The 25752-nt window shown below is 70.7% G+C and carries 26 protein-coding genes; 18 read left to right on the top strand and 8 right to left on the bottom strand.

Features of this window, described 5'->3' with window-relative positions; genetic code table 11:
* Nucleotides 1-67: 67 nt before the first annotated feature.
* Genes AC1MEY_RS02360 through AC1MEY_RS02380 form a run of 5 tightly spaced genes read left to right on the top strand, consistent with a single transcriptional unit; the run spans nt 68 to nt 4564 of the window.
* Nucleotides 68-736 (top strand): YveK family protein, encoded by a 669-nt coding sequence (locus tag AC1MEY_RS02360; RefSeq protein ID WP_480229146.1) that lies wholly within the window; start codon nt 68-70, stop codon nt 734-736.
* Nucleotides 737-742: 6 nt separating this feature from the next.
* Nucleotides 743-1954 (top strand): lipase family protein, encoded by a 1212-nt coding sequence (locus tag AC1MEY_RS02365; protein ID WP_480229147.1) that lies wholly within the window; start codon nt 743-745, stop codon nt 1952-1954.
* On the top strand, nt 1951-3201 hold the full coding sequence (locus tag AC1MEY_RS02370) for a lipase family protein (protein ID WP_480229148.1): 1251 nt from the start codon (nt 1951-1953) through the stop codon (nt 3199-3201). Before AC1MEY_RS02365 ends, AC1MEY_RS02370 begins: the two co-directional genes overlap by 4 nt.
* The gene (locus tag AC1MEY_RS02375; protein ID WP_480229149.1) at nt 3191-3997 is read left to right on the top strand and encodes a biotin--[acetyl-CoA-carboxylase] ligase; all 807 of its coding nucleotides are present in this window, start codon (nt 3191-3193) and stop codon (nt 3995-3997) included. The genes AC1MEY_RS02370 and AC1MEY_RS02375 overlap by 11 nt, the downstream gene beginning before the upstream one ends.
* A gap of 48 nt (nt 3998-4045) precedes the next feature.
* Entirely contained in the window at nt 4046-4564 is a 519-nt protein-coding gene (locus AC1MEY_RS02380; RefSeq protein WP_480229150.1) for a PH domain-containing protein, read from the top strand.
* Here AC1MEY_RS02380 and AC1MEY_RS02385 read toward each other — a convergent pair.
* Nucleotides 4519-5247: a GtrA family protein gene (locus AC1MEY_RS02385; protein ID WP_480229151.1), complete on the bottom strand. Its 729-nt coding sequence runs from the start codon at nt 5245-5247 to the stop codon at nt 4519-4521. The genes AC1MEY_RS02380 and AC1MEY_RS02385 overlap by 46 nt on opposite strands.
* Nucleotides 5248-5377: 130 nt before the next feature.
* Between AC1MEY_RS02385 and AC1MEY_RS02390 the strand changes: the two genes are divergently transcribed.
* The 4 genes from AC1MEY_RS02390 (at nt 5378) to AC1MEY_RS02405 (ending at nt 9141) form a co-directional block, all read left to right on the top strand.
* On the top strand, nt 5378-6562 hold the full coding sequence (locus tag AC1MEY_RS02390; RefSeq protein ID WP_480231264.1) for a 5-(carboxyamino)imidazole ribonucleotide synthase: 1185 nt from the start codon (nt 5378-5380) through the stop codon (nt 6560-6562).
* Nucleotides 6555-7076: a 5-(carboxyamino)imidazole ribonucleotide mutase gene (gene purE, locus AC1MEY_RS02395; protein WP_480229152.1), complete on the top strand. Its 522-nt coding sequence runs from the start codon at nt 6555-6557 to the stop codon at nt 7074-7076. Before AC1MEY_RS02390 ends, purE begins: the two co-directional genes overlap by 8 nt.
* An 11-nt stretch (nt 7077-7087) precedes the next feature.
* Nucleotides 7088-7912 (top strand): class I SAM-dependent methyltransferase, encoded by an 825-nt coding sequence (locus tag AC1MEY_RS02400; RefSeq protein WP_480229153.1) that lies wholly within the window; start codon nt 7088-7090, stop codon nt 7910-7912.
* Between the two features lie 65 nt (nt 7913-7977).
* Nucleotides 7978-9141, top strand: coding sequence for an acyl-CoA dehydrogenase (locus tag AC1MEY_RS02405; RefSeq protein ID WP_480229154.1), 1164 nt, complete (start codon nt 7978-7980; stop codon nt 9139-9141).
* Here AC1MEY_RS02405 and AC1MEY_RS02410 read toward each other — a convergent pair.
* Together AC1MEY_RS02410 and AC1MEY_RS02415 are read right to left on the bottom strand one after the other, a co-directional pair.
* Nucleotides 9134-9868, bottom strand: a complete 735-nt coding sequence (locus tag AC1MEY_RS02410; RefSeq protein ID WP_480231265.1) for a TIGR03089 family protein — start codon at nt 9866-9868, stop codon at nt 9134-9136. The genes AC1MEY_RS02405 and AC1MEY_RS02410 overlap by 8 nt on opposite strands.
* Nucleotides 9865-11361 (bottom strand): LCP family protein, encoded by a 1497-nt coding sequence (locus tag AC1MEY_RS02415; protein ID WP_480229155.1) that lies wholly within the window; start codon nt 11359-11361, stop codon nt 9865-9867. The genes AC1MEY_RS02410 and AC1MEY_RS02415 overlap by 4 nt, the downstream gene beginning before the upstream one ends.
* A 66-nt stretch (nt 11362-11427) precedes the next feature.
* Here AC1MEY_RS02415 and rfbD point away from each other — a divergent pair, with 66 nt between their 5' ends.
* Genes rfbD through manB form a run of 3 tightly spaced genes read left to right on the top strand, consistent with a single transcriptional unit; the run spans nt 11428 to nt 14334 of the window.
* Entirely contained in the window at nt 11428-12327 is a 900-nt protein-coding gene (rfbD, locus tag AC1MEY_RS02420) for a dTDP-4-dehydrorhamnose reductase (protein WP_480229156.1), read from the top strand.
* Nucleotides 12328-12349: 22 nt separating this feature from the next.
* The gene (locus tag AC1MEY_RS02425; protein WP_480229157.1) at nt 12350-13243 is read left to right on the top strand and encodes a glycosyltransferase family 2 protein; all 894 of its coding nucleotides are present in this window, start codon (nt 12350-12352) and stop codon (nt 13241-13243) included.
* Between the two features lie 14 nt (nt 13244-13257).
* Nucleotides 13258-14334, top strand: a complete 1077-nt coding sequence (manB, locus tag AC1MEY_RS02430; protein WP_480231266.1) for a mannose-1-phosphate guanylyltransferase — start codon at nt 13258-13260, stop codon at nt 14332-14334.
* Here the strand turns inward: manB and AC1MEY_RS02435 are convergent.
* From AC1MEY_RS02435 to cofD, 3 genes are read right to left on the bottom strand one after another with little or no spacing between them, the layout of a single operon-like run.
* Nucleotides 14316-14861: an NUDIX hydrolase gene (locus AC1MEY_RS02435; protein ID WP_480229158.1), complete on the bottom strand. Its 546-nt coding sequence runs from the start codon at nt 14859-14861 to the stop codon at nt 14316-14318. The two genes, manB and AC1MEY_RS02435, sit on opposite strands and share 19 nt — an antisense overlap.
* Complete coding sequence (locus tag AC1MEY_RS02440; protein WP_480229159.1) at nt 14858-16201, bottom strand: coenzyme F420-0:L-glutamate ligase; 1344 nt, start codon at nt 16199-16201, stop codon at nt 14858-14860. Before AC1MEY_RS02440 ends, AC1MEY_RS02435 begins: the two co-directional genes overlap by 4 nt.
* Nucleotides 16198-17196: a 2-phospho-L-lactate transferase gene (gene cofD, locus AC1MEY_RS02445; protein ID WP_480229160.1), complete on the bottom strand. Its 999-nt coding sequence runs from the start codon at nt 17194-17196 to the stop codon at nt 16198-16200. Before cofD ends, AC1MEY_RS02440 begins: the two co-directional genes overlap by 4 nt.
* 420 nt (nt 17197-17616) lie before the next feature.
* Here cofD and AC1MEY_RS02450 point away from each other — a divergent pair, with 420 nt between their 5' ends.
* Nucleotides 17617-17883: a WhiB family transcriptional regulator gene (locus AC1MEY_RS02450; protein WP_480231267.1), complete on the top strand. Its 267-nt coding sequence runs from the start codon at nt 17617-17619 to the stop codon at nt 17881-17883.
* A 25-nt stretch (nt 17884-17908) separates the two neighbouring features.
* On the opposite strand, the gene AC1MEY_RS02455 is transcribed toward AC1MEY_RS02450, so the two are convergent.
* Nucleotides 17909-18331 (bottom strand): metallopeptidase family protein, encoded by a 423-nt coding sequence (locus AC1MEY_RS02455; RefSeq protein WP_480229161.1) that lies wholly within the window; start codon nt 18329-18331, stop codon nt 17909-17911.
* Nucleotides 18332-18460: 129 nt separating this feature from the next.
* On the opposite strand from AC1MEY_RS02455, the gene AC1MEY_RS02460 reads away from it, so the two are divergent.
* From AC1MEY_RS02460 to manA, 4 genes are all read left to right on the top strand, one after another.
* Nucleotides 18461-18880, top strand: coding sequence for a DUF3499 domain-containing protein (locus tag AC1MEY_RS02460; protein ID WP_480229162.1), 420 nt, complete (start codon nt 18461-18463; stop codon nt 18878-18880).
* A 158-nt stretch (nt 18881-19038) separates the two neighbouring features.
* Entirely contained in the window at nt 19039-20445 is a 1407-nt protein-coding gene (locus AC1MEY_RS02465; RefSeq protein ID WP_480229163.1) for a phosphomannomutase/phosphoglucomutase, read from the top strand.
* Entirely contained in the window at nt 20442-21527 is a 1086-nt protein-coding gene (locus AC1MEY_RS02470) for a TobH protein (RefSeq protein WP_480229164.1), read from the top strand. Before AC1MEY_RS02465 ends, AC1MEY_RS02470 begins: the two co-directional genes overlap by 4 nt.
* A gap of 4 nt (nt 21528-21531) precedes the next feature.
* Nucleotides 21532-22755, top strand: coding sequence for a mannose-6-phosphate isomerase, class I (gene manA / locus AC1MEY_RS02475; RefSeq protein ID WP_480229165.1), 1224 nt, complete (start codon nt 21532-21534; stop codon nt 22753-22755).
* Here manA and AC1MEY_RS02480 read toward each other — a convergent pair.
* Nucleotides 22752-24134, bottom strand: coding sequence for an FAD-dependent oxidoreductase (locus AC1MEY_RS02480; RefSeq protein ID WP_480229166.1), 1383 nt, complete (start codon nt 24132-24134; stop codon nt 22752-22754). The genes manA and AC1MEY_RS02480 overlap by 4 nt on opposite strands.
* A gap of 57 nt (nt 24135-24191) precedes the next feature.
* On the opposite strand from AC1MEY_RS02480, the gene AC1MEY_RS02485 reads away from it, so the two are divergent.
* Nucleotides 24192-25664, top strand: a complete 1473-nt coding sequence (locus AC1MEY_RS02485) for an APC family permease (protein ID WP_480229167.1) — start codon at nt 24192-24194, stop codon at nt 25662-25664.
* The last annotated feature ends 88 nt before the right edge of the window (nt 25665-25752 follow it).

The following is a 25752-nucleotide window of genomic DNA, read 5'->3' on the forward strand; positions in this document are numbered from 1 at the left end:
TGACGACCCCGAGACGCCCGCCCCGATGTGACTGACCGGACAGTGCGACTTCGTAAGGGGATTGCTCGTGAGGCCGCCGAGTGACGCACCGAAGGGCACCGACTATCTGCTGATGCTGTCGCGGGGGTGGATCGTCATCCTGTGCGCGACGGTCCTCTCCGCCGGCGTGGGCTGGCTGTCCTGGCAGTTCGCGAAGCCCACGTATCAGTCCACCAGCAGGGTCATGGTCGCCACACCGGGCGCGGCGACCACGTTCGACTCCTTCTACGGCCTGCTGAACTCCCGGTCGCGGATCCTGTCCTATCTGCTCCTGTCACACAGCAATCAGGTGGCGTCGCGGACCATCGAACAGCTCGGGCTGTCCGACACCCCGGCCGACCTGTCGAAGCGGATCGTCGTGCTGCCGTCGTCCACGCCGGTGTTCGACATCGCGGTGACGGGCGACGATCCGGACGAGACGCAGGCCGTCACCGAGGCCGTCACCACCAACCTGATCGCGCTGTCCCGCCAGATGGCGACTGTCGACACCGCGGCCACCGAACTCATCCAGGTGGATTCGGCCGGACCCGCCCAGCGGATGGGCTCGATGTGGTCGCGGGTGGGCCAGGCAGCGGTACTCGGCCTGATCCTGTCGATCGTGGCCGTCATCGGGTGGGCGCTGCTGCACGGCAGGGTGCTCGGCCGTCGCCAACTGGCCCGGGTCGTCGAGGACGCCGACGCCCAGCGCACGTCCTGAGTGCGGATGACGCGTCGTAGGTGGCTGGTCGGATTGGCGGCCGTGGTCGTGGTGGTGCTCGCGATCGCGGGCGTGCTGATCGCGCGTCAGACCGACACCTCCCCACCGGATGCTCAGGGCGGAGCGGTGCCCGTCGAGGGAGCCGACCTGTCCGGATCGGGACCGGGGACGCTCGTCAGCGCGATGACGATGCCGGGCTTCGCGCGGACCCAGGACGGCGCCAAGGTGCGCTCGGCGCGGGTGACCTACCGCTCCACCTCGGGTGACTCCGACCAGCCGACCGTCGTGACGGGCTCGGTGTTCACGCCGGACGGCCCGCCGCCGCCCGGTGGGTGGCCGGTCATCTCGTTCGGGCACGGCACCACCGGCATCGACGAGCCGTGTGCCCCGTCGCTGTCGGACACCCTGCTGGGCGCGGCCACCATCATCGGCGGCTACACCCACCTCGGCTACGCGGTCGCCCTTCCCGACTACCAGGGACTCGGCGCGCCCGGGGTACACCCGTACCTCGACGCGCGTACCGCGGGTTTCAACATGATCGACGCCGTGCGGGCGCTGCAGAAGACGTTCCCCGACGTGTCCGACCGCTGGGCCGCCGTCGGGGGATCGCAGGGCGCCGCGGCCGCGTGGTCCGCCGACGAGCAGGCCGGCACCTACGGAACGGGTCTCGACCTCGTCGGCGCCGTCGCCTACGTGCCGCCCGCGAACGTCGTGGGAATCGTCGACAAGGCCGCCACCGGGACCATGACCGCCGACCAGCAGCTCGCGTTCATCGGCATCGTCGAATCGCTGGCGCGCGTCCACGGCCTGAACCGCGACGACTACCGGAGCGGGTCGGCCGCGACCGACTGGGATGCGCTCACCGCCTGCTCGGGCCCCAAGGCCGCCGAGCGCGGCCCCGCGGCCGCCCGGCTCACCCCCGCCGCCACCGTGCCGACCAGTCCGCAGGCCGCGCAACGCCTCCGGGACCTCCTGCAGGCGTGGGCACTTCCGCAGAAGCCGCTGACGGCCCCGCTGGCGGTGGTCTACGGTGGCCGCGATGAGTTCATCGACGCACAGTGGACCACCGACGCCATCGCCCGCGCCTGCGCGCTGGGTGGCAGTGTCTCCTCGGACCTCCAGGTCGACCGGGGCCACGGCGACGTGGACGTCGCATCCCGGTTCGATTGGCTCGCACGGCGTTTCGCCGGCGAACCGGTGACGGCGCAGTGCCCGTGACGAAGCCCGGCATGGCCAAGCGGATCCTGCTGTTCGCGCTCGTCGGCCTGTTCGTCCTGGTGCAGATCGCGGTGTTCGTGAAGCTGCGGCCGCTGACGCCGATCATCGGTGCGTTCGTCTACGACGCCGTCGCGCCCGGGCCCGGACCGCTGCAGCCGATCGCCGACGCGGACCTGTCCGGGACGGGACCGGGCACGCTGCTCGAGGCCACGAACATGCCGCTGGTGGAACGCAAGTGGGACGCCGACGGCATCGTCGCGGCCCGCGTGGTCTACCGCTCGACCTCCGGTGACGACGGCGCGCCGACGATCGTCTCGGGGTCGGTGTTCGTCCCGGCCGGCGCCGCCCCCGACGGCGGCTGGCCGGTGGTCTCCTTCGGGCACGGCACGATCGGCATCGACAACAGTTGCGGGCCCTCGCTGTCACCCGATCTGTTCATGCACCTCAAGTACGTCAAGGTGCTCACCCAGCTCGGCTACGCCGTAGCGCTCGCCGACTTCCAGGGCCTCGGCGTCAAGGGCGTGCACCCGTACCTCGACTCGCACACCGCAGGGCTCAACATGATCGACGCCGTCCGCGCGCTGAAGCGGACGTTCCCCGACGTGTCCGACCGCTGGGTGGCGATCGGCGACTCGCAGGGCGGCGGCGCCGCGTGGGCGGCGAACGAGCGGGCGACGCCGTACGCGCCGGAGCTGACGTTCCTCGGCGCCTTCGCCGCATCACCGGGGCCGGACATGGTGGGCCTCGTCGACAAGGCCGAGAACGGCACCCTGACCCCCGAGGAGCGCGCGGTGCTGCAGGCGGCCGTCGAGTCGCTGGCCCGCCTGCACCCGGACCTGAACCGCGACGACTTCCGGCAGCGGGCCGCCGCCTCCTACTGGAACATCCTGTCCGGGGACTGCTCGACGCCGGCGCTGATCCGTCGCGTCGACGCGCTGCAACGCGTCGGCCCCAAGGACCTGACGCCGAAGACGCCCGAGGCCGCGGCCCGGTTGCGTGAGTACCTGACCGACTGGGCGCTGCCGCAGCGGCCGCTGTCCGGCCCGATGTACGTCTACTACGGCGGACGCGACCCGTTCATCGAGGCCGACTGGACGCGGGCCGCCCTCCAGCGCGCGTGTGCGATGGGCGGCGTCATCGAGATCGTGTTCGATCCCGAGGGTGGCCACAACCCGCCGAACGCGGAACGGCTCGTCACGTGGCTGGACGATCGGTTTGCAGGAAGGCCGGAGCGCAATGACTGCTGAGGGCCGTGACCCGATCGACGAGGCGGCGCTCTGCGAGCGGGTGCTCGGGGGGCAGGGCGAGTGGCGCCGGGTCGACGTCGTCGCCGAGACCGGGTCCACCAATGCCGATCTCATCGCGCGCGCGGCCGCCAGCGAGGACGTCGGCGGCTCCGTTCTGATCGCGGAGCATCAGACGGCGGGCCGCGGCCGACAGGGCCGCACGTGGCACGACAGCCCGGGCGCACTGATCACGATGTCGGTCGGGGTCGACGCGACCGCGGTGCCTGCCGACGACTGGGGCTGGCTGCCGCTGGCCACCGGTATCGCGATCGTCGACACCGTGACGGCCCTGGGCGGTGCGGGCGCAGGCCTGAAGTGGCCGAACGACGTCCTGGTCTCCGGACGCAAGCTCGCGGGCATCCTCGCCGAGGTCGCCGCGCCGCAGCGCGTCGTGGTCGTGGGCGTCGGCCTGAACGTGACGCTGCGCCCCGACGAGGTGGACGCCCCGGAGGCGACCGCGCTCGCGGACCTCGGCGTCGACACCGCCGATCGCGGCGTCATCGTCGCCGAACTGCTCGGGCACCTCGGGGCGCGCATCGCGGCGTGGCAGCGCAGGGGGTCGGCGGACCTGATGGACGACTACCGGTCCCGCTGTCTGACGCTCGGCAGCCGGGTCCGTGCGATCCTGCCCGACGGCAACGAGGTCGTGGGCATGGCGATCGACGTCGACTCCCACGGCAGGCTCCGCATCGACCGCGACGGCGAGGCGGTCCTGGTGTCGGCGGGCGACGTCGTGCATCTGCGCCTCGCCACCTGACGGTCGGAACGCTCCGAGCGCCGGGCCCGGCGGTTATGGTCTGTCACCATGCCCTACCCGGACAACGTGCTGGCGGCCGACGAGCGCGTGGTGCTGCACCGACACCCGCACTGGAAGCGGTTGATCGGCCCGATCCTCGTGCTGCTGGTGGCCACCGCGCTGGCGGCGTTCGGCGCGGCGGTGGTCGATCAGACCGACTGGGAGCGCACCGCCATCAACGTCGTGATTATCGTGATCGGCGTCGTGTGGCTGATCATCGTGGGCTGGCTGGTGCTCTGGCCGTTCCTGAACTGGCGGACCACGCACTTCGTGATCACCGACCGTCGGGTGATGTTCCGGCACGGCCTGTTGACCCGGCAGGGCATCGACATCCCGCTGGCCCGGATCAACAGCGTCGAATTCCGGCACGGACTGCTCGACCGGATGGTGCGGACCGGCACGCTGATCATCGAGTCAGCGGCGCAGGATCCGCTCGAGTTCCACGACATTCCGCGCGTCGAGCAGGTGCACTCCCTGCTCTATCACGAAGTCTTCGACACCCTCGGATCCGAGGAGTCGCCGAGCTGAGGGTTGCGCCGCCGTGACGCGATCGGGGTGATGGTGCCCGCATCGGGGGCGTCCGGCTCGGGGGCCGGCGCGGTGCCGGATGTCATGGGCCGGCCTGCGCTGCGGCCGACGCCGTGGTGGGCCTCGTAGTCGTCCTCGAGCACCTCGGCGATGCCGCCGGCGGTCATGGTCGCCTCGACGGCCTTGTCCGGGTTGCGGCCGAACTCGTCGGGGAAGACCCAGCGCCGGAACGCCCAGAACCGGAACGCCATCTGCAGCAGGTTGCCGATGATGTACGCCGAGACGAAGTCGGCGATGTTCTCCATCGTCAATGACACCTCGGGCACCCGCAGGCCGAGCACGTAGCTCGACACCCACAGCGGAGCCATGCTGAGCAGCACTCCCACGCCGCTGACGCCGAAGAACAGCAGCGCCTCGTGGTGTCGCTCGCGGCCGCCGCGGTCGCGGAAGCTCCACTCGCGATTGAGGATGTACGACGCGATGACGGCGACGATGCCGGCGATGATCTTGGCGGTGACGGGCTTGGGCTCGAGGATCGTGAGCTTGAGCGTGAAGAAGATCGACGAATCGATGACGAACGTGGAGGCGCCGACGATCGCGAACTTGATCAGTTCGTGATGCCGCTCAGCGAAGGGCCGAACCGCGCGGGGAAGCCGCGCGATGGTGGCATCAGCGAAAGACACGAGAGACGAGTCTACGGAAACAGGGCAGCCGACGCGTACCCGTGCAGGTCGCAGCGGGTGCGGGCGGGTGCCGCGGGCGTGACACGATGACGTCATGAGCGGCGATGGGTTCCGGCCTCCGGTGGTGGCGATGGTCGGCGGTGGGCAACTGGCCAGGATGACGCACCAGGCGGCGATCGAACTCGGCCAGACGCTGCGCGTGCTGGCCGCGTCGCCCGAGGACCCGGCCGCTCAGGTCACCCCGGACGTCGTGATCGGCGAGCACACCGACATCGACGCGCTGCGCCGCGCCGCCGAGGGCGCCTCGGCGCTCACCTTCGACCACGAGCACGTGCCCACCGCTCTGCTCGACGAACTGGTCCGCGAGGGCGTGAACGTCGCCCCGCCGCCCGAGGCCCTGGTGCACGCGCAGGACAAGCTGGTGATGCGCCGGCGGTTGCAGGCGCTGGGCGCGCCCATCCCGAGGTTCGCGGAGGTGACGGTGCCCGGCGACGTCGACGACTTCGCCGCCGCCGTGGGCGGGCCGGTCGTCGTCAAGGCCGCGCGCGGCGGCTACGACGGCCGCGGGGTCACGCTCGCCAAGGACGTGGCGGCGGCCCGCGCGGTCGCCGAGCGCTACCTCGCCGACGGCGCACCCGTGCTGATCGAGGAACGCGTCGACATGGTGCGCGAGCTGTCGGCGCTCGTCGCGCGCTCGCCGTTCGGTCAGGGCGCAGCCTGGCCCATCGTGCAGACCGTGCAGCGCGACGGCATCTGCGTCGAGGTGCTCGCGCCGGCCCCCGGCCTGCACCCGGACCTCGGCATCGCCGCCGAGCGGCTGGGGCTGCGGCTCGCGCAGGAACTCGGCGTGGTCGGGGTGCTGGCGGTCGAGCTGTTCGAGACCGCGACGGGTGAACTGCTCGTCAACGAGCTGGCGATGCGTCCGCACAACTCCGGCCACTGGACCATGGACGGCGCCGGCACCAGCCAGTTCGAACAGCACCTGCGGGCCGTGCTCGACTACCCGCTCGGCGCCACCGGGCCGATCGCGCCGGTGACCGTGATGGCCAACGTGCTCGGCGGCCCGACCACGCCGGACATGTCGATGGACGAGCGCCTGCACCACCTGTTCGGCCGCATCCCCGAGGCGCGGGTCCACCTGTACGGCAAGGGCGAACGGCCGGGCCGCAAGATCGGACACGTCAACGTCCTCGGCGCGCCGGGCGGCTCGCTCGCCGACGACGCGTACGTGGCGGACGTCCGGGAGCGGGCGGTACGGGCGGCACACTGGTTGGCCACTGCGGAATGGACGGATGGATGGTCGGGACATGACTAGCGGAGAAGGGACCCCGCGCCCCCGCGTCGGGGTGATCATGGGCAGCGACAGCGACTGGTCGGTCATGGAGGATGCCGTGACCGCGCTCGTCGAGTTCGAGGTGCCGTTCGAGGTGGGTGTCGTCTCGGCGCACCGCACGCCCGGTCGCATGCTCGACTACGCACGCGACGCCGCGGGCCGTGGCATCGAGGTGATCATCGCCGGTGCGGGCGGCGCGGCGCACCTGCCGGGCATGGTGGCGTCGGCCACCCCGCTGCCGGTCATCGGCGTGCCGGTGCCGCTCGCGCGACTGGACGGGCTCGACTCGTTGCTGTCGATCGTGCAGATGCCCGCGGGCGTCCCGGTCGCGACGGTGTCGATCGGCGGTGCGCGCAACGCGGGACTGCTGGCGGTGCGGATCCTGGGTTCGGCGGACGCCGGGCTGCGGGCCCGGATGGAACGGTTCCAGAACGACCTCGAGGCGATGGTTCTGCAGAAGGACGCGGCGCTGCGGGACCGGTTGCTCGGCAAGTAAGCTCACGGGCGATGAAGCGCACATTCGAGATGTACCGCAACGTCGGGTACCGGTTCGTGACCGGATTCCTCGAGCCCGGAAACCTCCCCGTACTGGAGATCCTCGACGCCGCGCAGCGGGCACGTCAGGTCACCGGCGCGGTCGCCGAGATCGGCGTCCACCACGGCCGGCTGTTCATCCCGCTGCACCTGCTGCAGCGCGGGACGGGCACGTCGGTGGCGATCGACCTGTTCGGCGACCAGGCACTCAACATCGACAAGTCCGGCAACGGCAACCTCGACAAGTTCACCGAGAACGTCGAGCTGTGGTCGTCGATGGACGGCGTCGTGCTGCACCAGGGCGACTCGACGCAGTTGACCCCCGAGGTGTTGCTGGCCAAGGCCGGCGGCCCGATCCGCTTCTTCAGCGTCGACGGCGGCCACACCGAGGAGATCGTGTTCAGCGACATGAAGCTCGCCGAGGCCACGTTGGCGCCGGGCGGCATCGTCGTCGCCGACGACGTCTTCAACCAGCAGTGGCCCGGTGTCGCGGTCGGCACCCTCAAGTACCTCGACGACGGCGCGACGCTGGTGCCGTTCGCGATCGGCTTCAACAAGACGCTGTTCACGCATCCCGACTACGCCGACTTCTATCGGTCGGAGCTGTCGGCGGGCGTGCGGGACAACGTGCGCCTGCAGTCGGAGGGCACGGTGTTCGCCGGTCATCCGGTCGAGTACGTGGCGCCGCAGACCGCGGTCGACGTCCTGCGCAAGAGCCAGACTGCCCGGTCGATCTACCACGGCACGTACAACGGGATGGTGCGCGGCCTGAACCTGGTGTCGGGCAAGGGCAAGTAAGAGCCCGGTACCGATCACCCCCGGCGCGCGGGTAAAGTTACCGACGAGTAGCGAGGAGTCTCCCCATGTCGATCGGTAACCCGTCCTTTGACGTCTTCCAGTTGTCCGACGAGCACAACGAACTGCGCACGGTGCTGCGCGATCTGTGCGAGAAGGAGATCGCGCCGTACGCGGCCGACGTCGACGAGAAGGCGCGATACACCGACGAGGCGCTGAAGGCGCTCAACTCGTCGGGCTTCTCCGCCATCCACGTTCCCGAGGAATACGGCGGCCAGGGCGGCGACTCGATCGCAGCCTGCATCGTGATCGAAGAGGTCGCGCGCGTCTGTGCGTCGTCCTCACTGATCCCGATCTGCAACAAGCTCGGCACCATGGGCATGCTGCTGCGCGGATCCGAGGACATCAAGAAGCAGGTCCTCCCGTCGATCGGCGCCGGCGAGGCCACCGCCTCCTACGCGCTGAGCGAGCGCGAGGCCGGCAGCGACGCGGCCGCCATGCGGACCCGCGCCAAGGCCGACGGCGACGGCTGGATTCTCAACGGCTCCAAGTGCTGGATCTCCAACGGCGGCAAGTCGACCTGGTACACCGTGATGGCCGTGACCGATCCCGACAAGGGCGCCAACGGCATCTCGGCGTTCGTGGTGCACGCCGACGATCCCGGCTTCAGCGTGGGGCCCAAGGAACGCAAGATGGGCATCAAGGGCTCGCCGACCACCGACCTGTACTTCGAGGACTGCCGCATCCCGGGCGACCGGATCATCGGCGACCCCGGCACGGGCTTCAAGACCGCGCTGGCGACGCTCGACCACACCCGCCCGACCATCGGCGCGCAGGCCGTCGGCATCGCGCAGGGTGCCCTGGACGCCGCGATCGCCTACACCAAGGAACGCAAGCAGTTCGGCAAGTCGATCAGCGACTTCCAGAACACCCAGTTCATGCTCGCCGAGATGGCGATGAAGATCGAGGCCGCCCGGCTGATGGTCTACAGCGCAGCGGCGCGGGCCGAGCGCGGTGAGCCGAACCTCGGCTTCATCTCGTCGGCGTCGAAGTGCTTCGCCTCCGACGTCGCCATGGAGGTCACCACCAACGCGGTGCAGCTCTTCGGCGGCTACGGCTACACGGTCGACTTCCCGGTCGAGCGCTACATGCGCGACGCCAAGATCACGCAGATCTACGAGGGCACCAACCAGATCCAGCGCGTCGTCATGTCGCGCGCGCTGCTCAAGTAGTCGGCAGGTCCGCGCTGATCTTCTCGGTCACCCTGCGCCGCTCCTGAGCGGCCGGGTCCGGGTTGGTCACCTGCACCAGCGACGCTCCGGCGCGGAACACCGCCAGCAGGTTGTCGACGACGGCCTCGGCGGTGTCCCAGCCCGAGGTCGACAGCACCCGGTCACCGGTCGTGAATCCCCTTGTGGCCGCTGAGGTCTCGGCCGCGGCCAGGACCTCGGCGGCGGTGCGTCCGGCCAGAGCGGGCCCGGGTGCCGCCTCCGCGGCGATCTGGTCGCCGTGCACGCGCACCGAGGTGGCGTAGTCGGTGATGCCCACCGGCAGGTCGGGGACGGGCTTGCCGAACGGATCCAGTGACAGTGCGACCACCTCGCCCATCGGCACCACCGCGGTGTCGGCCTCGTCGAGGCGGTCCATCGTGGTGCAGGCGATGTCGCAGTCGCCCTGCCAATCCGAGTGCTGGACAACGGCTTCGGCGCCGATGTACCAGATGCCGAGCAGGACGCCTGCGGTCTGCCAGTGCGCGGGCAGCAGCACGGCGACCCGGCTGCCGGGACCGGCGCCCAGCTCGTCGCGCAGCAGGTTGCCGGTCTTGGCGGCCCAGTTGGCCAGCGTCACCGCGGACAGTTCGATGCGTTCGCCGGTGGCGTCGTCGTAGTAGGTGATCGCGGGCGCGGTCGGGCTGGTCCTCAGCCGCGGCTCCAGCAGGGCCCCGCTGACCGTGATCAGCTCACGCACTTGGGATCGTCCGAGCCGGCCGTGATGATGGGGGAGAGCAGCGGCGCCGCGGCGTCCGCGTCGACCGATGCCGGATCGACCACGTCGCCGGCGGTGACGTCGGTGTCGAGGCCGATCGTCGACGGATCCTCGCTGCCGAGGCCCGAGCCGGGTCCGGTGTAGTCGGCGCCGAGGACCACGCGCACGGTGCCCGGCGCCAGCGACGCCTCCTGCACCACGGGCAGATTGCCGAGTTCGCGCGCGATGGCCTGGGCACCGAGATCGTCGGGCGTGGCGGCCTGCACCTGGGTCTTGTCCACGTGCGTGGCATCGCTGTTGCCGATCTCTCCCGGCGTGTAGCCCTTGCCGGTCAGCACGTCCGAGACCGAGGCGGCGAGGCCGTTGATGTCGGTGTCGTTGACGACGTCGGCGATGGTCTTGTCCGGGGAGTAGGCGAGCTGTTCGGTCTTGCCCTCGTCCTGGTCCTGCAGCAGCCCGGCGACCCACTCCTGCACCTGCGGTGGGTCGACGCGCACGACGCTCTGCATGCCGTCGTCGCTCCAGCCGTCCTCCGCCAGCACGGGGATGGTGGCGAAGGCCACGTTGCCCGCCGCGAGGTTCTGCAGCTGGTTGACGAAGTCCATGATGTCCCAGCCGTCGGAGAGCACCACCGACCGCTGCACGGCCTGCTGCAGCCGGTTGAGCGTCGCCGGGCTCGACAGCGTCTTGCTCGAGATCACCTGGTGGGCAAGCGAAGCCATCACCGACTGCTGGCGCACCACGCGGTCGAGGTCGCCGCGGGGGAGGTCGTGGCGCTGCCGGACGAAGCTCAGCGCCTGCGGGCCGTCGAGTTTCTGCCAGCCGGCGGGGAAGTCGGCGCCCGACAGCGGTTCGTAGACGGGTTCCTTGAGGCACACGTCGACGCCGCCGAGGGCGTCGGTGATCAGCGAGAAGCCGAGCAGGCCGATCTCGGCGTAGTGGTCGACGGTGACGCCGGTGAGGTCGGCGACCGTCTGGATCAGCGCCTCGCGTCCCTTCTCCACCGCCTTGGGCTCGGCGGTCGCCGGGTCCTCGCCCTCGACCTCGACGAGCTGTTTCATCTCCTCGAGCTTGACCGCGCCGAAGACGCCGTTGATCTTCGTCTTGCCGAAGCCCGGCGCCGCGACGTACGAATCGCGGGGGATCGAGATGGCGGTCGCGGACTTCCCGTTGTTGGGGATGCGGACCAGGATGATCGTGTCGGTGTTGGTGGCGACGTCGTCGCCCGCACGCAGCGTCGCGAGTTCCTCGGCCGAGAGCGGATTGCCGTGGGCGTCGGTGCGGCTGTCCATGCCGACGAGCAGGACGTCGATCGCGCCGTCCTCGCCGCCGCCGCCGAGCGACTCGGCGCTGATGTGGTTGATGCCGGATTCGAACGACCGGATCTTGCCCCACGCGACCCCGGTACCGACGACGACCAGCAGCGCCGCGATGACGGCGACGGACCGGGTGAGGCGAGCGGGCATCAGCCCAGGCTACTGGCGATACGCCCTCGGACCGGGTAGCGCGCGTCGGCGTGCCAGACTCGACACATGTCCGACCGAATCGTGATCCTGGGCGGTGGAGGGCTGGTCGGGACGGTCCTGGCTGCTCAGGCCCGTCTCCGAGACCTCGACGTGCTGCCGCTGACCTCGTCGCAGTGCGACATCACGGACCCCGCTGCGCCGGTTCGTCACATTTCCGCCGGTGACGTCGTGGTGAACTGCGCGGCGTACACGCGGGTGGACGACGCCGAACGCGAGCCCGATCGCGCCCACGCCGTCAACGCCACCGGCGCGGGGAACGTCGCGCGGGCGTGCGCCGAGGCCGGCGCCCGGCTGATCCACGTCTCGACCGACTACGTGTTCGACGGCGACTTCGGCGGCGGCGACCCGCGGCCCTACGACGTCGACGACGCGACCGCGCCGCTGTCGGTCTACGGCAGGTCGAAGCTCGGCGGCGAGCAGGCCGTGCTCGACGCGCTGCCCGAAGCCCACGTGGTCCGGACCGCGTGGATCTACGAGGGCGGGGACGGCAGCGACTTCGTTGCGGTGATGCGCCGCAAGGCCGCCGAGGGCGCGACGGTCGAGGTGGTGGCCGATCAGGCCGGGAGTCCCACCTACGTCGGCGATCTGGTGGACGCCCTGCTCGAGGTGGTGGGCGGTGGCGTCGCGGGGCCCGTGCTGCACGCCGCCAACGCGGGCGAGGCCAGCCGCTTCGACCAGGCGCGTGCGGTGTACGAACTCGTCGGCGCCGACCCGGAACTCGTCCACCCGGTGGGCACCGACAAGCACCCCAGACCCGCGCCGCGACCGCCGTATTCGGCGCTGTCGTCGCAGCGGTCGACGGCGGCCGGTCTGACACCGCTGCGGCCCTGGCGCGACGCGCTGGCGGCCGCGCTGAGCGGCGGTGCGGCACGCGAGCCCGACGGCTCGCTACCCTCTACGCCGTGAACGGCGAATGCGACGTGCCCCGGTGAGCGACGAACTGGTGATCGTCACGGTCACCTACTCGCCCGGGGCGCACCTCGACCGGTTCCTCGCGACGCTGCCGCACGCCACGAACCGTCCCGTCACGGTCGTGATGGCCGACAACGGATCCACCGACGGTTCGCCCGAGGCGGCGGCCGAGACCCACGAGAACGTCCACCTGCTGCGCACCGGCGCCAACCTCGGCTACGGCGGTGCGGTCAACCGGGCCGTCGCGCACTACCTGCACGACCCGTCGTACTCCGGTGACGCCGAGTACTTCGTCGTGGCCAATCCGGACGTCCAGTGGGGGCCCGACAGCATCGACGCGATGCTCGAGGCCGCGGGCCGGTGGCCCCGCGCCGGGTCGCTCGGCCCGCTGATCCGGGATCCCGACGGGTCGGTGTACCCGTCGGCGCGCCACCAGCCCAGCCTGGTCCGCGGCGGCATGCACGCCGTCGTCGGACCGTTCTGGAAGAACAACCCGTGGACGGCGGCCTACCGGCAGGAGCGACTGGAGCCCAGCGAACGCCCCGTCGGCTGGCTCTCGGGATCGTGCCTTTTGCTACGGCGCTCCGCGTTCGATGAGGTGAACGGCTTCGACGACCGCTACTTCATGTACATGGAGGACGTCGACCTGGGAGATCGGCTCGGCCGGGCGGGCTGGCTGAACGTCTACGTGCCGACCGCGGAGATATTGCACGACAAGGGTCACGCCACGGGTCGCGATCCGGCCCGCAACTTGGCCGCCCATCACGTGAGCACCTACACTTTCCTCGCCGATCGGCATCCCCGGTGGTGGCACGCGCCGCTGCGGTGGAGCATCAAGTCGGCCCTGGCCGTTCGGGCCGGGCTGGTGGTGGGCAACTCTCGACGCACACAGGCGAAAGGACGGCGCTGATCGTGGCACCTGAGGTGGATCCCGCTCGGACCGATGCGGTCATCCTGGTCGGTGGCCAGGGCACCCGGCTGCGGCCGCTGACCCTGTCGGCACCCAAGCCCATGCTGCCGACCGCGGGACTGCCGTTCCTCACGCACCTGCTGAGCCGCATCGCGGCCGCCGGCATCCGGCACGTGATCCTCGGCACCTCGTACAAGGCCGGCGTGTTCGAGGCGGAGTTCGGCGACGGGTCCGCGCTCGGCCTCGAGATCGAGTACGTCTTCGAGGAGGAGGCTCGCGGCACCGGTGGCGGCATCGCGAACGTGGCGCCGAAGCTGCGCTACGACACGGCGCTGGTGTTCAACGGTGACGTGCTGTCCGGCGCCGACCTCGGCGCGCTGCTGACCAGCCACCACGAGCGCGACGCCGACGTCACGCTGCACCTGGTACGCGTCGGCGACCCGCGCGCCTTCGGGTGCGTCCCCACCGATGCCGACGGTGGCGTGACGGCGTTCCTGGAGAAGACCCAGGATCCGCCGACCGACCAGATCAACGCCGGCTGCTACGTGTTCAAGCGCGAGGTCATCGATCGCATCCCCACCGGCCGCGAGGTCTCCGTCGAGCGCGAGGTGTTCCCCGCCCTGCTGTCCGACGGGCTCAAGGTGTGCGGGTACGTCGACGCCACGTACTGGCGCGACATGGGCACCCCCGACGACTTCGTGCGCGGCTCGGCGGACCTGGTCCGCGGGATCGCCCCGTCGCCGGCGCTCAAGGGTCACCGCGGCGAGGAACTCGTCCACGAGGGCGCGTCGGTCGCACCGGGTTCACTGCTGATCGGCGGCACCGTGATCGGGCGCGGCGCCGAGATCGGCCCCGGCGCACGGCTCGACGGCGCGGTCATCTTCGACGGCGCCCGGATCGAGGCCGGCGCGGTGATCGAACGGTCCATCATCGGATTCGGTGCGCGCATCGGGCCGCGGGCGCTGATCCGCGACGGCGTCATCGGCGACGGCGCGAACATCGGTGCGCGGTGCGAACTCCTGCGCGGTGCGCGGGTGTGGCCGGGCGTGACGATCCCCGACGGCGGAATCCGCTACTCGACCGACGTCTGACGCGCCGCGCCGACCAGTTGGCGCAGCCCGAAGTCGGCGTCGTCGGGCAGTGCGTCGAGCGGCCACCAGCGCAGGTCCAGTGACTCGTCGCTGACCGCGATCTCGGCGTCCGCCGCTGCGCGGGCGACGAACTGGACGTCGAGGTGGTGCGTGGCGGCGCCCCCGGAGCAGGTGAGCGCGTGCACGTGCAGCGCCGCGGGCACCGGATCGACGGTCAGACCGGTAATCCCGGACTCCTCCGTCGCCTCGCGCAGCGCGGCCGCCGCGATGTCGGGATCGCCGTCCTCGCAGTGCCCGCCGAGTTGCAGCCATCGGCCGACGCGCGGGTGCAGCGTCAGCAGCGTCCTGGTCCCGGTGTGATCCAGCACCAGCGCCGACGCCGTGACGTGGCCGGGTTCGCACGACCGCAGGCACGCGTCCGGGCGGGCGAGGACGAACGCGAGCACCGCGTACCGCAGTGAGTCCTGCGCGGGATCGGCCGGCGTCCAGCCGCGCAGGACGTCGACGACGGAGTCGCGCAGCGTCACCGGATCACCAGCAGGTCGTCGGTCGGGACCGGCGGCCGCGGCGCGGCAGGCTCCTCGGGGTGCCCGATCGCGATGGCACCCAACGGTTCCCAGTCGGCGGGCAGATCGAGTTCGGCCCGCACCAGATCCGGCGCGAAGATCGTGGACCCGATCCAGCAGCTGCCGACGTCGCGGACCGCGAGCGCCACCAGCATCGCCTGCACCGCGGCGCCGGCGGCGACGGTGAACATGGTGTGCTCGGCGGCGGTGCGGGCGGCGTCGGGATAGGCGTGCGCGCCGTCGGGAACCATGATGGGGACGACGAGTTCGGGGGCGTCGTAGAGGATCCGGCCGCGCGCGACGCGCCGGTCGACCGACTCGTCGGAGCGGCCGTCGCCCGCCAGGTCGGTCCGCCACTTCTGCTGCATCGCGTCGAGCAGTCGCCGCCTGCGGTCGTGGTCGCGCACCCACACGAATCGCACGGGCCGGGTGTGGTGTGGGGCGGGCGCGGTCAGCGCCTCGCCGACCGCGGCCTCGATCACCGCGGGGTCCACCGGGTCGGCGGTGAAGCGTCGCACCGACCGGCGCAGCAGCTGGGCCTGCGAGCGGCCCAGCGCGATCGCCTCGGCCGTACCGAGCCAGAACAGGTCCTCCTCGCCGGCACGGACCAGCGTGCGGCCGTTGGACCCGTCGTCGACCGGGCTGAGGCCGCGGACGACCGCGACCGGGATCGCGGTGAGCTTGCCCTTGACGAGGTCCGCGGCGGCGGCGATCTCGTCGGCGACGGCCACCTCGGTGACGATCAGCTCGTTGCCGTGCGCGTCGTGGGCGCCTGCGTAGCCGTGCAGCACCGCCAGTCCCGCGGCGCCGATGGTCACGTCGGTCTGTCCGGTGCGCCAGGCCCGTCCCATGGTGTCGGTGACGACGATTGCGACCGTGACGCCCAGCAGCTCGCGCAGCCGGGTGCGCAGCAGGGCCGCGCTGCCATCGGGATCGACCGGCAGCAGCGCCAGTTCGCCGGAGTCGACGTTGGAACCGTCGACGCCCGCGGCGGCCTGCACCAGGCCGATGGCGTTCTCGGTGATGAACGTGCGGCCCTTGCGTGCGAGCACGCGCACGGCCTCGTCGTCGATGAGTCTGCGCCGCAATGCATCCCGCTCCTCGGGATCGGTGGGCGCGGTGACGATGCGGCCTTCGCTCTTGGACAGCACCTTGCTGGTGACCACCACGACGTCGTCGTCGCGCAGCCAGGGCGCGGCCGCGGCGATGGCGGCCGCGACGTCGTCACCGGGACGGAATTCGGGAAGCCCGGGTACGGGCAGGATCTCGATCGCGCCCGCCGCGCCGTGTTCGACGTTCACGACGGCAGACCCGCGAGATCGAGGCCGGCGCGCACCATCTCGGCGGTCGCCGTGGGATCGGTCATCAGCAGCGGGATGGATCGCACGGTCAGCCCGTCGATCTCGGCCTCGTCACCCTCGTCGATCAGCCAGCCGTCGAGGAGTCCGACGCCGCTGCGCGCGCCGTAGTGGGCGCCCACCGCCTGGGAACTGGTCTCCACGCCGATCACCGAGAGGCACTCGTCGGCCATGCCGCGCAGCGCACGGCCCGCGACGATGGGGGAGTAGCCGATCACGGGTGCGGCGGTCGACCGCAGCGCGGAGCGGACGCCCGGGACGGCGAGGATCGCGCCGATGCTCACCACGGGGTTGGACGGGGCGAGCAGCACGACGTCGGCGTCGGCGATGGCCTCGGCCACGCCGGGCGCGACGGTGGCCTTCTCCGCGCCGACGAATGCGAAGCCGTGCGTGGGGATCTTGGCGCGGTAGCGCACCCACCACTCCTGGAAGTGGATGGCCCGGCGGTCACCCTCGTCAGGAACCGTCACCACCACGTGGGTCTCGCTGCGGTCGTCGCTGGCGGGCAGCAAGCGCGCCCCGGGTTGCCAGCGAGCGCACAGCGCCTCGGTCACCGCGGAGAGCGGGTAGCCGGCGCGCAGCATCTGACTGCGCACGAGGTGGGTGGCGAGATCCCGGTCGCCGAGGCCGAACCAGTCGGGTTGCACGCCGTACGCGGCCAGCTCTTCCTTCGCGTTCCACGTCTCGTCGCGGTGCCCCCAGCCGCGCTCGGGATCGATGCCACCGCCTAGGGTGTACATGCACGTGTCGAGGTCCGGGCAGATGCGCACTCCGTGCATCCAGGCGTCGTCGCCGACGTTCACCACGGCCGTCAACTCGTGCTCACCTGGCAAAGACGCCAGGGGATCTCCGGTGAACTGACCGAGCCCCAGCAACCGTTGCACCCCGAGCAGGAATCGGGCACCGCCCACTCCGCCGACCAGAACTGTCACCTTCACATCGACCGACACTAGGCTGTCGGGCCCCGTCGGTGTCGTCCGTGGGGGGTGTGTGACCGACACGCCGGATGACCGACGCGCCGTATTTCGGTAACGGGATGATATGAAATCTGGCCCTAGCGCTTGACCGGTGCAGCTAACCCGTGTCTAATCACATCAGTGTCATTTCGCGGTTGGCCGGCCGGTTCCGGTGTCGCAGACCGAGATTCGATCACTTGTTCGAATTGAATCGGCCGCACGATCAGGGGTGGGGCCTCAGTGATCTATCTACGAGACCAGGTGAGGAGGCGGAAGATGTCTTATGAGCGTGTCGATTTCGATGACGCCGTGCAGTACGACGGGCGGATGCTCGGCTCAGTGGGCAGCGCACCGCACACCAACACGGGACCGGCCCAGTCCGTCGCGGCGGGGCGCCCGCAGTTGAGTTTGGTGCCAGAGCGAAATGCCCTCGACGCGTCCTTCGAGGACGAGGACCAGTGGCAGGAGCGCGGTTTGTGCGCTCAGACCGACCCCGAGGCGTTCTTCCCCGAGAAGGGCGGCTCGACCCGCGAGGCCAAGCGCATCTGCCAGGGCTGCGAGGTGCGTGACCGCTGCCTCGAGTACGCGCTGGCCAACGACGAGCGCTTCGGTATCTGGGGCGGGCTCTCCGAACGTGAGCGCCGGCGCCTCAAGCGCGGAATCATCTGATCCTTCGCGGCATTCGCCGCAGTGCTCAGTCGTCGTCGATCGCGGGGTCGATGACGGAGGGTTCGACGCCCAGGAACGTCGCCACCTGAGCCACCAAGACCTCGTGCAACAAATCGGCCAGGTCGTCGCCGTCCTTGGCCCGCCTCTCGAGTGGCTTGCGAAACAACACGATTCGCGCCCGAGTGGCATTACCGCGGACATCGACGCCTGCCGGGATGAGCCTGGCGAGCGCGATGGGACCGTCGGCCACCACCTCGGGTGGCCACTGGACGCTGTCGGGATCCTTCGGCGATATCCGCGGGATCTCGTCGACCGCGACGTCCAGGGTGGACAGGCGTTCCTGCCATCGCCGCTCGATCGGCTCGTAGGCCTCGAGCACCGCCATGTCGAACCGCTCGGCCCGGCTGCGCCAGCCCGGCACGGTCGGCGGGAGCAGCGGTCCACGCATGCCGCGACCTCGACGTGACCCCCATTGACGCTGCTCGGGCATCGGTCGATCGTAACGGTATGGGATCGGCCGACCACCTACCGCGCGTGTCGGCCCCCCGAGTGGTTCCTGCGCGATAACCTTCGCAGCGTGAACGTTCCCCGACGCTGCTGCAGGCCCGGGTGCCCGCACTACGCCGTGGCGACGCTGACCTTCGTCTACTCGGACTCCACCGCGGTCGTGGGTCCGCTCGCCACCGTGTCCGAGCCGCACTCGTGGGATCTGTGCGTCCTGCATGCCGGCCGGATCACCGCGCCGCGCGGATGGGAGCTGGTCCGGCACGCCGGTCCGCTGCCCACGCACACCGACGACGACGATCTGGTGGCGCTCGCCGACGCCGTACGTGAGGGCAGGGACGGTGTGCGCCCGTCGGCGGCCGTGCCCGCGGGCTTCTCCGATCCCGGTCCCGGACTCCAGAGCGCGACGCTGATGGCGCCGCCCGCCCGCAGACCCGACCAGAACGGCCGGCGCCGCGGACACCTGCGCGTCCTACCCGACCCGTCGGACTAGTCCTGCGCTGGTCGGCACCCCCGTCCGGCGTTAGCCGTGGCCCGGATCTGCGACTAGCCGGTGTGACCGGCCGCACGAGCAATCGCGAGCCGATAGGCTGGGGTCACCAGCATTCCCGGTAGGGGATGCGACGCCGGCACGGGAAATTAGGAGTCGCCATGTCTCGGCCCGCAGCGGCTGTCCATCGGGTGATTAAGGCCTACGACGTGCGGGGGCTCGTCGGTGAACAGATCGACGAGGCATTCGTCGCCGACGTCGGCGGCGCGTTCGCCCGCCTGGTCCGTGACGAGACCTCACCCGGTGCGACCCAGGTGGTCATCGGATACGACATGAGGGCCAGTTCCCCCTCGCTGGCAGCGGCTTTCGCCGACGGCGTGGTGGCCCAGGGGCTCGACGTGGTCCGGATCGGGCTGGCGTCGACCGACCAGCTGTACTTCGCCTCCGGGTTGCTCGACTGCCCGGGCGCGATGTTCACCGCGAGCCACAACCCGGCCGCCTACAACGGCATCAAGCTGTGCCGGGCCGGGGCCAAGCCGGTCGGCAAGGACACCGGGCTGAGCACCATCAGCGACGAGGTCATCGACGGCGTGCCCGCGTTCGACGGCGCACCGGGATCGGTCACCGACCGCGACGTCCTGGCCGAGTACGGCGAGTTCCTGCGTTCGCTGGTCAACCTCGACGCGTCCCGGCCGCTGCGCGTCGCGGTGGACGCGGGCAACGGGATGGGCGGGCACACGTCGCCCGCGGTGCTGGGCGCGATCCCCGGCATCACGCTGCTGCCGCTGTTCTTCGAACTCGACGGCACCTTCCCCAACCACGAGGCCAACCCACTCGACCCGGCGAACCTCGTCGACCTGCAGGCCTACGTGCTCTCCACCGGCGCCGACATCGGGCTCGCGTTCGACGGCGACGCGGACCGCTGCTTCGTCGTCGACGAGCGCGGCAAGCCCGTGACACCGTCTGCCGTCACTGCGCTGGTGGCCGGTCGCGAACTCGGCCGCGAGATCGGCGCGACGGTGATCCACAACCTGATCACGTCGCGCGCGGTCCCCGAGCTGATCGTCGAGCGCGGCGGCACCGCGCTGCGGTCGCGCGTCGGGCACTCCTACATCAAGGCGCTGATGGCGGAGACGGGCGCGATCTTCGGTGGCGAGCATTCGGCGCACTACTACTTCCGCGACTTCTGGGGTGCCGACTCGGGGATGCTGGCCGCGCTGCACGTGCTCGCGGCGCTCGGCGAGCAGGAGCGGACGCTGTCGGCGGTGATGGCCGACTACCAGCGTTACGAGGAGTCCGGCGAGATCAACTTCACCGTCTCCGATGCGAGCGCGTGCGTCGACGCGGTGCTCAAGTCCTTCGACGGCCGGATCGCCTCGCTCGACCACCTCGACGGCGTCACCGTCGACCTCGGTGACGGCGCCTGGTTCAACCTGCGCACCTCGAACACCGAGCCGCTGCTGCGACTCAACGTCGAGGCGCGGACCGCCGCCGAGGTCGCCGAGATCGTCGAACACGTCGGAGCCCGGATCGCGTCGCCCACGGGCGCGAGTGAGCCGGTCCCGTGAGCCTCGATCCACGTGCGGGCGCGGCGACGGTCGACCTCGACGACGCCGAGGGTCTGCTGGACGCCGACCGCGAGGGACTGTTGCGCGGCGCGTCCATGGCGGGCGCTCAGATGCGGGCGACCGCAGCCGCTTTCGACGAAGGCGTCTTCGAACCGCTGCGGTCGGGTCAGCCGCCTCGCACCGTCGTGTGGGTCGCCGGGAACGGCACCGCGGAGGCCGCGGGATCGCTGCTCGTCGCCGCGCTCGGCGGATCGACCGTGGCGCCCATCGTGACCGCGTCCGAGGTGCCTCCGTGGATCGGGGCGCTCGACGTCCTCGTGGTGGCCGGTGACGACGCCGCCGACCCGGCCCTGGTGGCCGCGGTCGCGTCGGGCGTGCGTCGCGGTGCCCGCGTGCTGGTGGCCGCTCCAGAGGAGGGACCGCTGCGCGACGCCGCCGCGGGCCGCGCCGTGACGCTCCCGCCGCGCCTGCGGGTGCCCGACGACTTCGGGCTGGTGCGCTACCTGGCCGCCGGCCTGCTCGTCCTGCACGTCGTCGACCCCGGCATGGTGGTCGACGTCGCCGCACTGGCCGACGAACTCGACGCCGAGGCGCTGCGCAACAGCGCCTCGCGCGACCTGGTCACCAACCCCGCCAAGGTGCTCGCCGACCGCCTCTCGGCGCCGTCGGTGGTGATCGCCGGCCACGACGCCGCCACCGCCGCACTGGCCCGCCACGTCGCGTCGGTCCTGCTGCGGGTGGCCCAGAAGCCCGCCGCGGGCGTCACCCTCGCCGACACCATGGTGGCGCTGCGGCGCGGATTGACCCGCGTGGGAGCCGATCTGGAGTCGTCGATCTTCCACGACGAGGAACTCGACGGACCGCTGCCCGGACGCGTGCGCACCCTCGTGTTGACCACCGATCAGGACCGGCCGGCGGTCGTCAACCGACTCAGCGGCTACGACGACGTCAGCACGATCAGTGCGGGCGACGTCGGCGAGGTCGCGGTGCCCACGCCGGGCGGCCGGCTGGAACAGCAGCTGGCGATGCTCGCGGTCCGGCTCGAGATGGCAGCGGTGTACCTCAAATTGGTCCGGGGGTAGGCACGTGGAACTGCTTCGGGGCGCCGTGCGCACCTACGCCTGGGGATCGCGCACCGCGATCGCCGAGTTCACCGGCAGGCCGAGCCCCACCGACCACCCCGAGGCCGAACTGTGGTTCGGCGCGCACCCGGGCGACCCCGCCCACCTCGTCGGCGACGGACACCGTTCCCTGCTCGACGAGATCTCCGCCGATCCCGAGGGGCAGCTGGGTGCCGCCGCGCGCGGCCGGTTCGGCGATGCCCTGCCCTTCCTGGCGAAGGTGCTCGCCGCCGACGAACCGCTGTCGCTGCAGGCGCATCCGAGCCAGGCCCAGGCGGAGGAGGGGTTCGCCCGCGAGGACCGTCTCGGCATCCCCGTCAACGCCCACACTCGCAACTACCGCGACCGCAGCCACAAGCCGGAGCTGATCGTCGCGCTCGGACCGTTCGAGGCGCTGGCGGGATTCCGTCCCGCGGCGCGCAGCGTGGAATTCATGCGCGCGTTGGAGGTTCCGGCGCTGGAGCACTTCATCGCGCTGCTGTCCGGCACCGCCGACGCCGACGGTCTGCGCGCGCTGTTCACCACGTGGATCACCGCGCCGCAGCCGGATCTCGACGTGTTGGTGCCCGCCGTCCTCGACGGTGCGATCGCCTACATCCGGTCAGGGGAGAAGACGTTCGCGGCGGAGGCCAGGACGCTGCTGGAACTCGGCGAGCTGTACCCCGGCGACGCCGGCGTGCTCGCCGCGATGCTGCTCAACCGGATCAGCCTGGCCCCCGGTCAGGGCATCTACCTGCCCGCCGGGAACCTGCACGCGTACCTGCACGGGATGGGTTTCGAGGTGATGGCCAACTCCGACAACGTGCTTCGCGGCGGGCTCACCCCCAAGCACGTCGACGTGCCGGAACTGCTGCGCGTACTCGACTTCACCCCGACTGCCGACGCGACGATCGCCCCGCGCACCGTCGGCGACGGCCTCGAACTCGTATACGACACGCCCGCACCGGAATTCGCGGTGTCGGTGCTGTGCCTGGACGGTCCGCACCTGGGCCACCAGGTCGACGCGCCGGCCCGCCACGACGGACCTCAGGTGCTGCTGTGCACAGAGGGGTCGGTGCAGGTGCACGCTAAGGCCAACGTGCTCACCCTCGACCGCGGTGCCGCGGCCTGGGTCGCGGCCGACGACGGCCCCATCCGGCTGGTGGCCGACCAGCCCAGTCAGCTGTTCCGCGCCACCGTCGGCATCTAGAGGGCTGACACCTTCTCGCGGTCGGGTGCCGCGCGCCGGGCCCGTCGCTTCTCGGCGATCAGCAGACCCATGTTGTGCTTCACGGTCCGGCCCAGCGTCCGCGCATCCGGGACCATGTAGAGGCTGTCGAGCAGGCTGAAGCGGCGCAGGAACCACTCGGCCAGATCGGCCTCGGTCTCCGCCGCACCGAGGAACTGGTCGAACAGGTTGCCCACCCGGACGTACCACCACGGCACCTTGTCGGCGGTGGCGTTGTGCAGCGCGAGGTCGCCGACGGCGTTCATCGTCCACACCGGCCACGTCGTCTTCTTGGTGGCCTTCGACAGCCTGCCCGCGATGTCGTCGTGGCCCGCCTCGAGCACCGCCCGCAGGTTGCCGGCCTGAATCGACGTCATGGTCATGCCCTGGCCGTAGGTGGGGTTGAAGCTCACCACGGCGTCGCCGAACGGGATGATGCCGGCGGGGAAGCGCGTCATCTTGTCGTACCGACGCCAGCGGCTGGTGGGGTACTTGTGGAAGGCCATCCCACCGACGGGCGTGCCGGCGCGCAGGGCGGCGCTGAGGTGCTCGGGCAGAAGCGTGTCGGCGACGGCGTAGATCTCGTCGAGGTTCTGCGGCGGCGTCACCTTGCCGGTGCCGAACGTCGTGACGCTCCAGTTGCCGTCTTCGTAGAGCAGCATGCCGAGGCCGACGGGATGGTCGTGGGACGCTCCGGCGACGACGACCTTCTCCTTGATCACGTCCTCGGGGATGTTCACCTGGTGCGTGGCGTAGTCGATGCCGACGTCCACGGTGTCCTCGGTCGGGCGGTCGTAGCCCCACTGCTCGAGCCACACGGGCAGGCGGGTGCCGCGGCCGGTGGCGTCGACGACGAGGTCGGCGGGCACCGCGCTGGACGGGTCACCCGCGTCGAGCAGCACCCCGGTCACGCGCTGCCGGGCCGCGTCGTAGACGGGCTCCGCCACGCTGGTGCGGACCAGTTCGACGTTCGGGATGGCGAGGGCGCGCGTGCGGATCTGCCATTCGAGGTGCGGTCGGCTCGGCACGTAGGCGGTGAACTCGCGCTTGAGGGTCGTCTTGGTGCCGAGCACGTGGCCCGCCGCACCGAAGTGGATGCAGTCCGGCCGGTTCTCGAGCTTCGGCACACCGGCCGCGACCATGTCGTCGAGCAACCCGGGGAACAGCCCCTCGAACTCGGCGGCACCTCGAGCCATGAGCAGGTGGACGTGCCTGCCCTGCGGTACGGCGGTGCGGTTGGCCGGCCCGTCGGGCAACTCGTCGCGCTCGTAGACGGTCACCCGGTCGTAGTGATCGGACAGGATGCGGGCGGCGCACAGCCCTGCGAGGCTCGCGCCGATGACTATCGCGTGTTGGCCCATGGTGGGGACGCTACTAGGTATGGTCCCGCTCACACGAACCTGCGGAGGCCCCAAGAGATGACGGATCGATGGCGTATCAAGTCGGTGGAACAGTCGATCGCCGACACCGACGAACCGGATACTCGCCTTCGCAAGGACCTCACGTGGCGTGACCTGACGGTCTTCGGCGTATCGGTGGTGATCGGCGCCGGCATCTTCACGATCACCGCGTCGACGGCAGGCAACCTCACCGGACCCGCGATCTCGATCTCGTTCGTCATCGCCGCCATCACGTGCGGCCTCGCGGCCATCTGCTATGCCGAGTTCGCCTCGACCGTGCCCGTCGCCGGCAGCGCGTACACGTTCTCCTATGCGACCTTCGGCGAGTTCACCGCCTGGATCATCGGCTGGGACCTGATCCTGGAGTTCGCGGTGGCCGGCGCCGTCGTCGCCAAGGGGTGGTCGTCGTACCTGGGCACCGTCTTCGGGTTCTCCGGCGGCACCGTCGACCTCGGCCCGGTCACGCTGGACTGGGGTGCGCTGCTGATCATCGGCGTGCTGAGCCTGCTGCTCGCCCGCGGCACCAAGCTGTCGTCCAACGTCAGCGCCGTGATCACCGCCATCAAGGTGACGGTGGTCCTGCTCGTCATCGTCGTCGGCGCGTTCTACGTCAAGGCGGCCAACTACTCACCGTTCATCCCGCCCGCCGAGGCCGGCGAGGACACCGCCTCGGGCGTCGAGCAGTCGGTGTTCTCACTGATCACCGGCGCCGAGGGCAGTACCTACGGCTGGTACGGCCTGCTGGCCGGCGCATCGATCGTGTTCTTCGCGTTCATCGGGTTCGACATCGTCGCCACCACCGCCGAGGAGACCAAGAACCCGCAGCGCGACGTGCCGCGCGGCATCCTCTATTCGCTGGGCATCGTCACGGTGCTCTACGTCGCGGTGACCGTCGTGCTGTCGGGCATGGTGTCCTACACCGAGTTGAAGACCGGCCCCGACGGCCAGGCCAACCTCGCGTCGGCGTTCGCCGCGAACGGCGTCGACTGGGCGGCCACCGTGATCTCGATCGGCGCGCTCGCCGGCCTGACCACGGTCGTGATGGTGCTGCTGCTCGGCCAGATCCGCGTGTTGTTCGCGATGTCGCGGGACGGCCTGATGCCGCGCCGGCTCGCCAAGACCAGCGAGCGCGGCACGCCGGTGCGCATCACCGTCGTCGTCGGCGTCGTGGTGGCGCTAGCCGCCTCGGTGTTCCCGATCGACCGTCTCGAGGAGATGGTCAACGTCGGCACGCTGTTCGCCTTCGTCCTCGTGTCGGCAGGCGTGATCGTCCTGCGTCGTACCCGCCCCGACCTCCCGCGTGGGTTCCGGGCGCCGCTGGTCCCGTTGCTGCCGATCGTGTCGATCATCGCGTGCGTCTGGCTGATGTTGAACCTGACCGGCCTGACCTGGATCCGCTTCGCCGTCTGGATGCTGATCGGCGTCGCGATCTACCTGATCTACGGACGCAGGCATTCGATGCTGGCCCGGCGTGCGGCCGCCGAGAAGTAGCCCTCTCCAAGAACGACCCCGTCGAGACTGCGGGGAGATCGCATCCGCCCGCCGGAACGCGATCTCCCCGCAGTTTCGCGTTGGTGAG

It is taken from the genome of Mycobacterium sp. PTI7 (assembly GCF_056679845.1).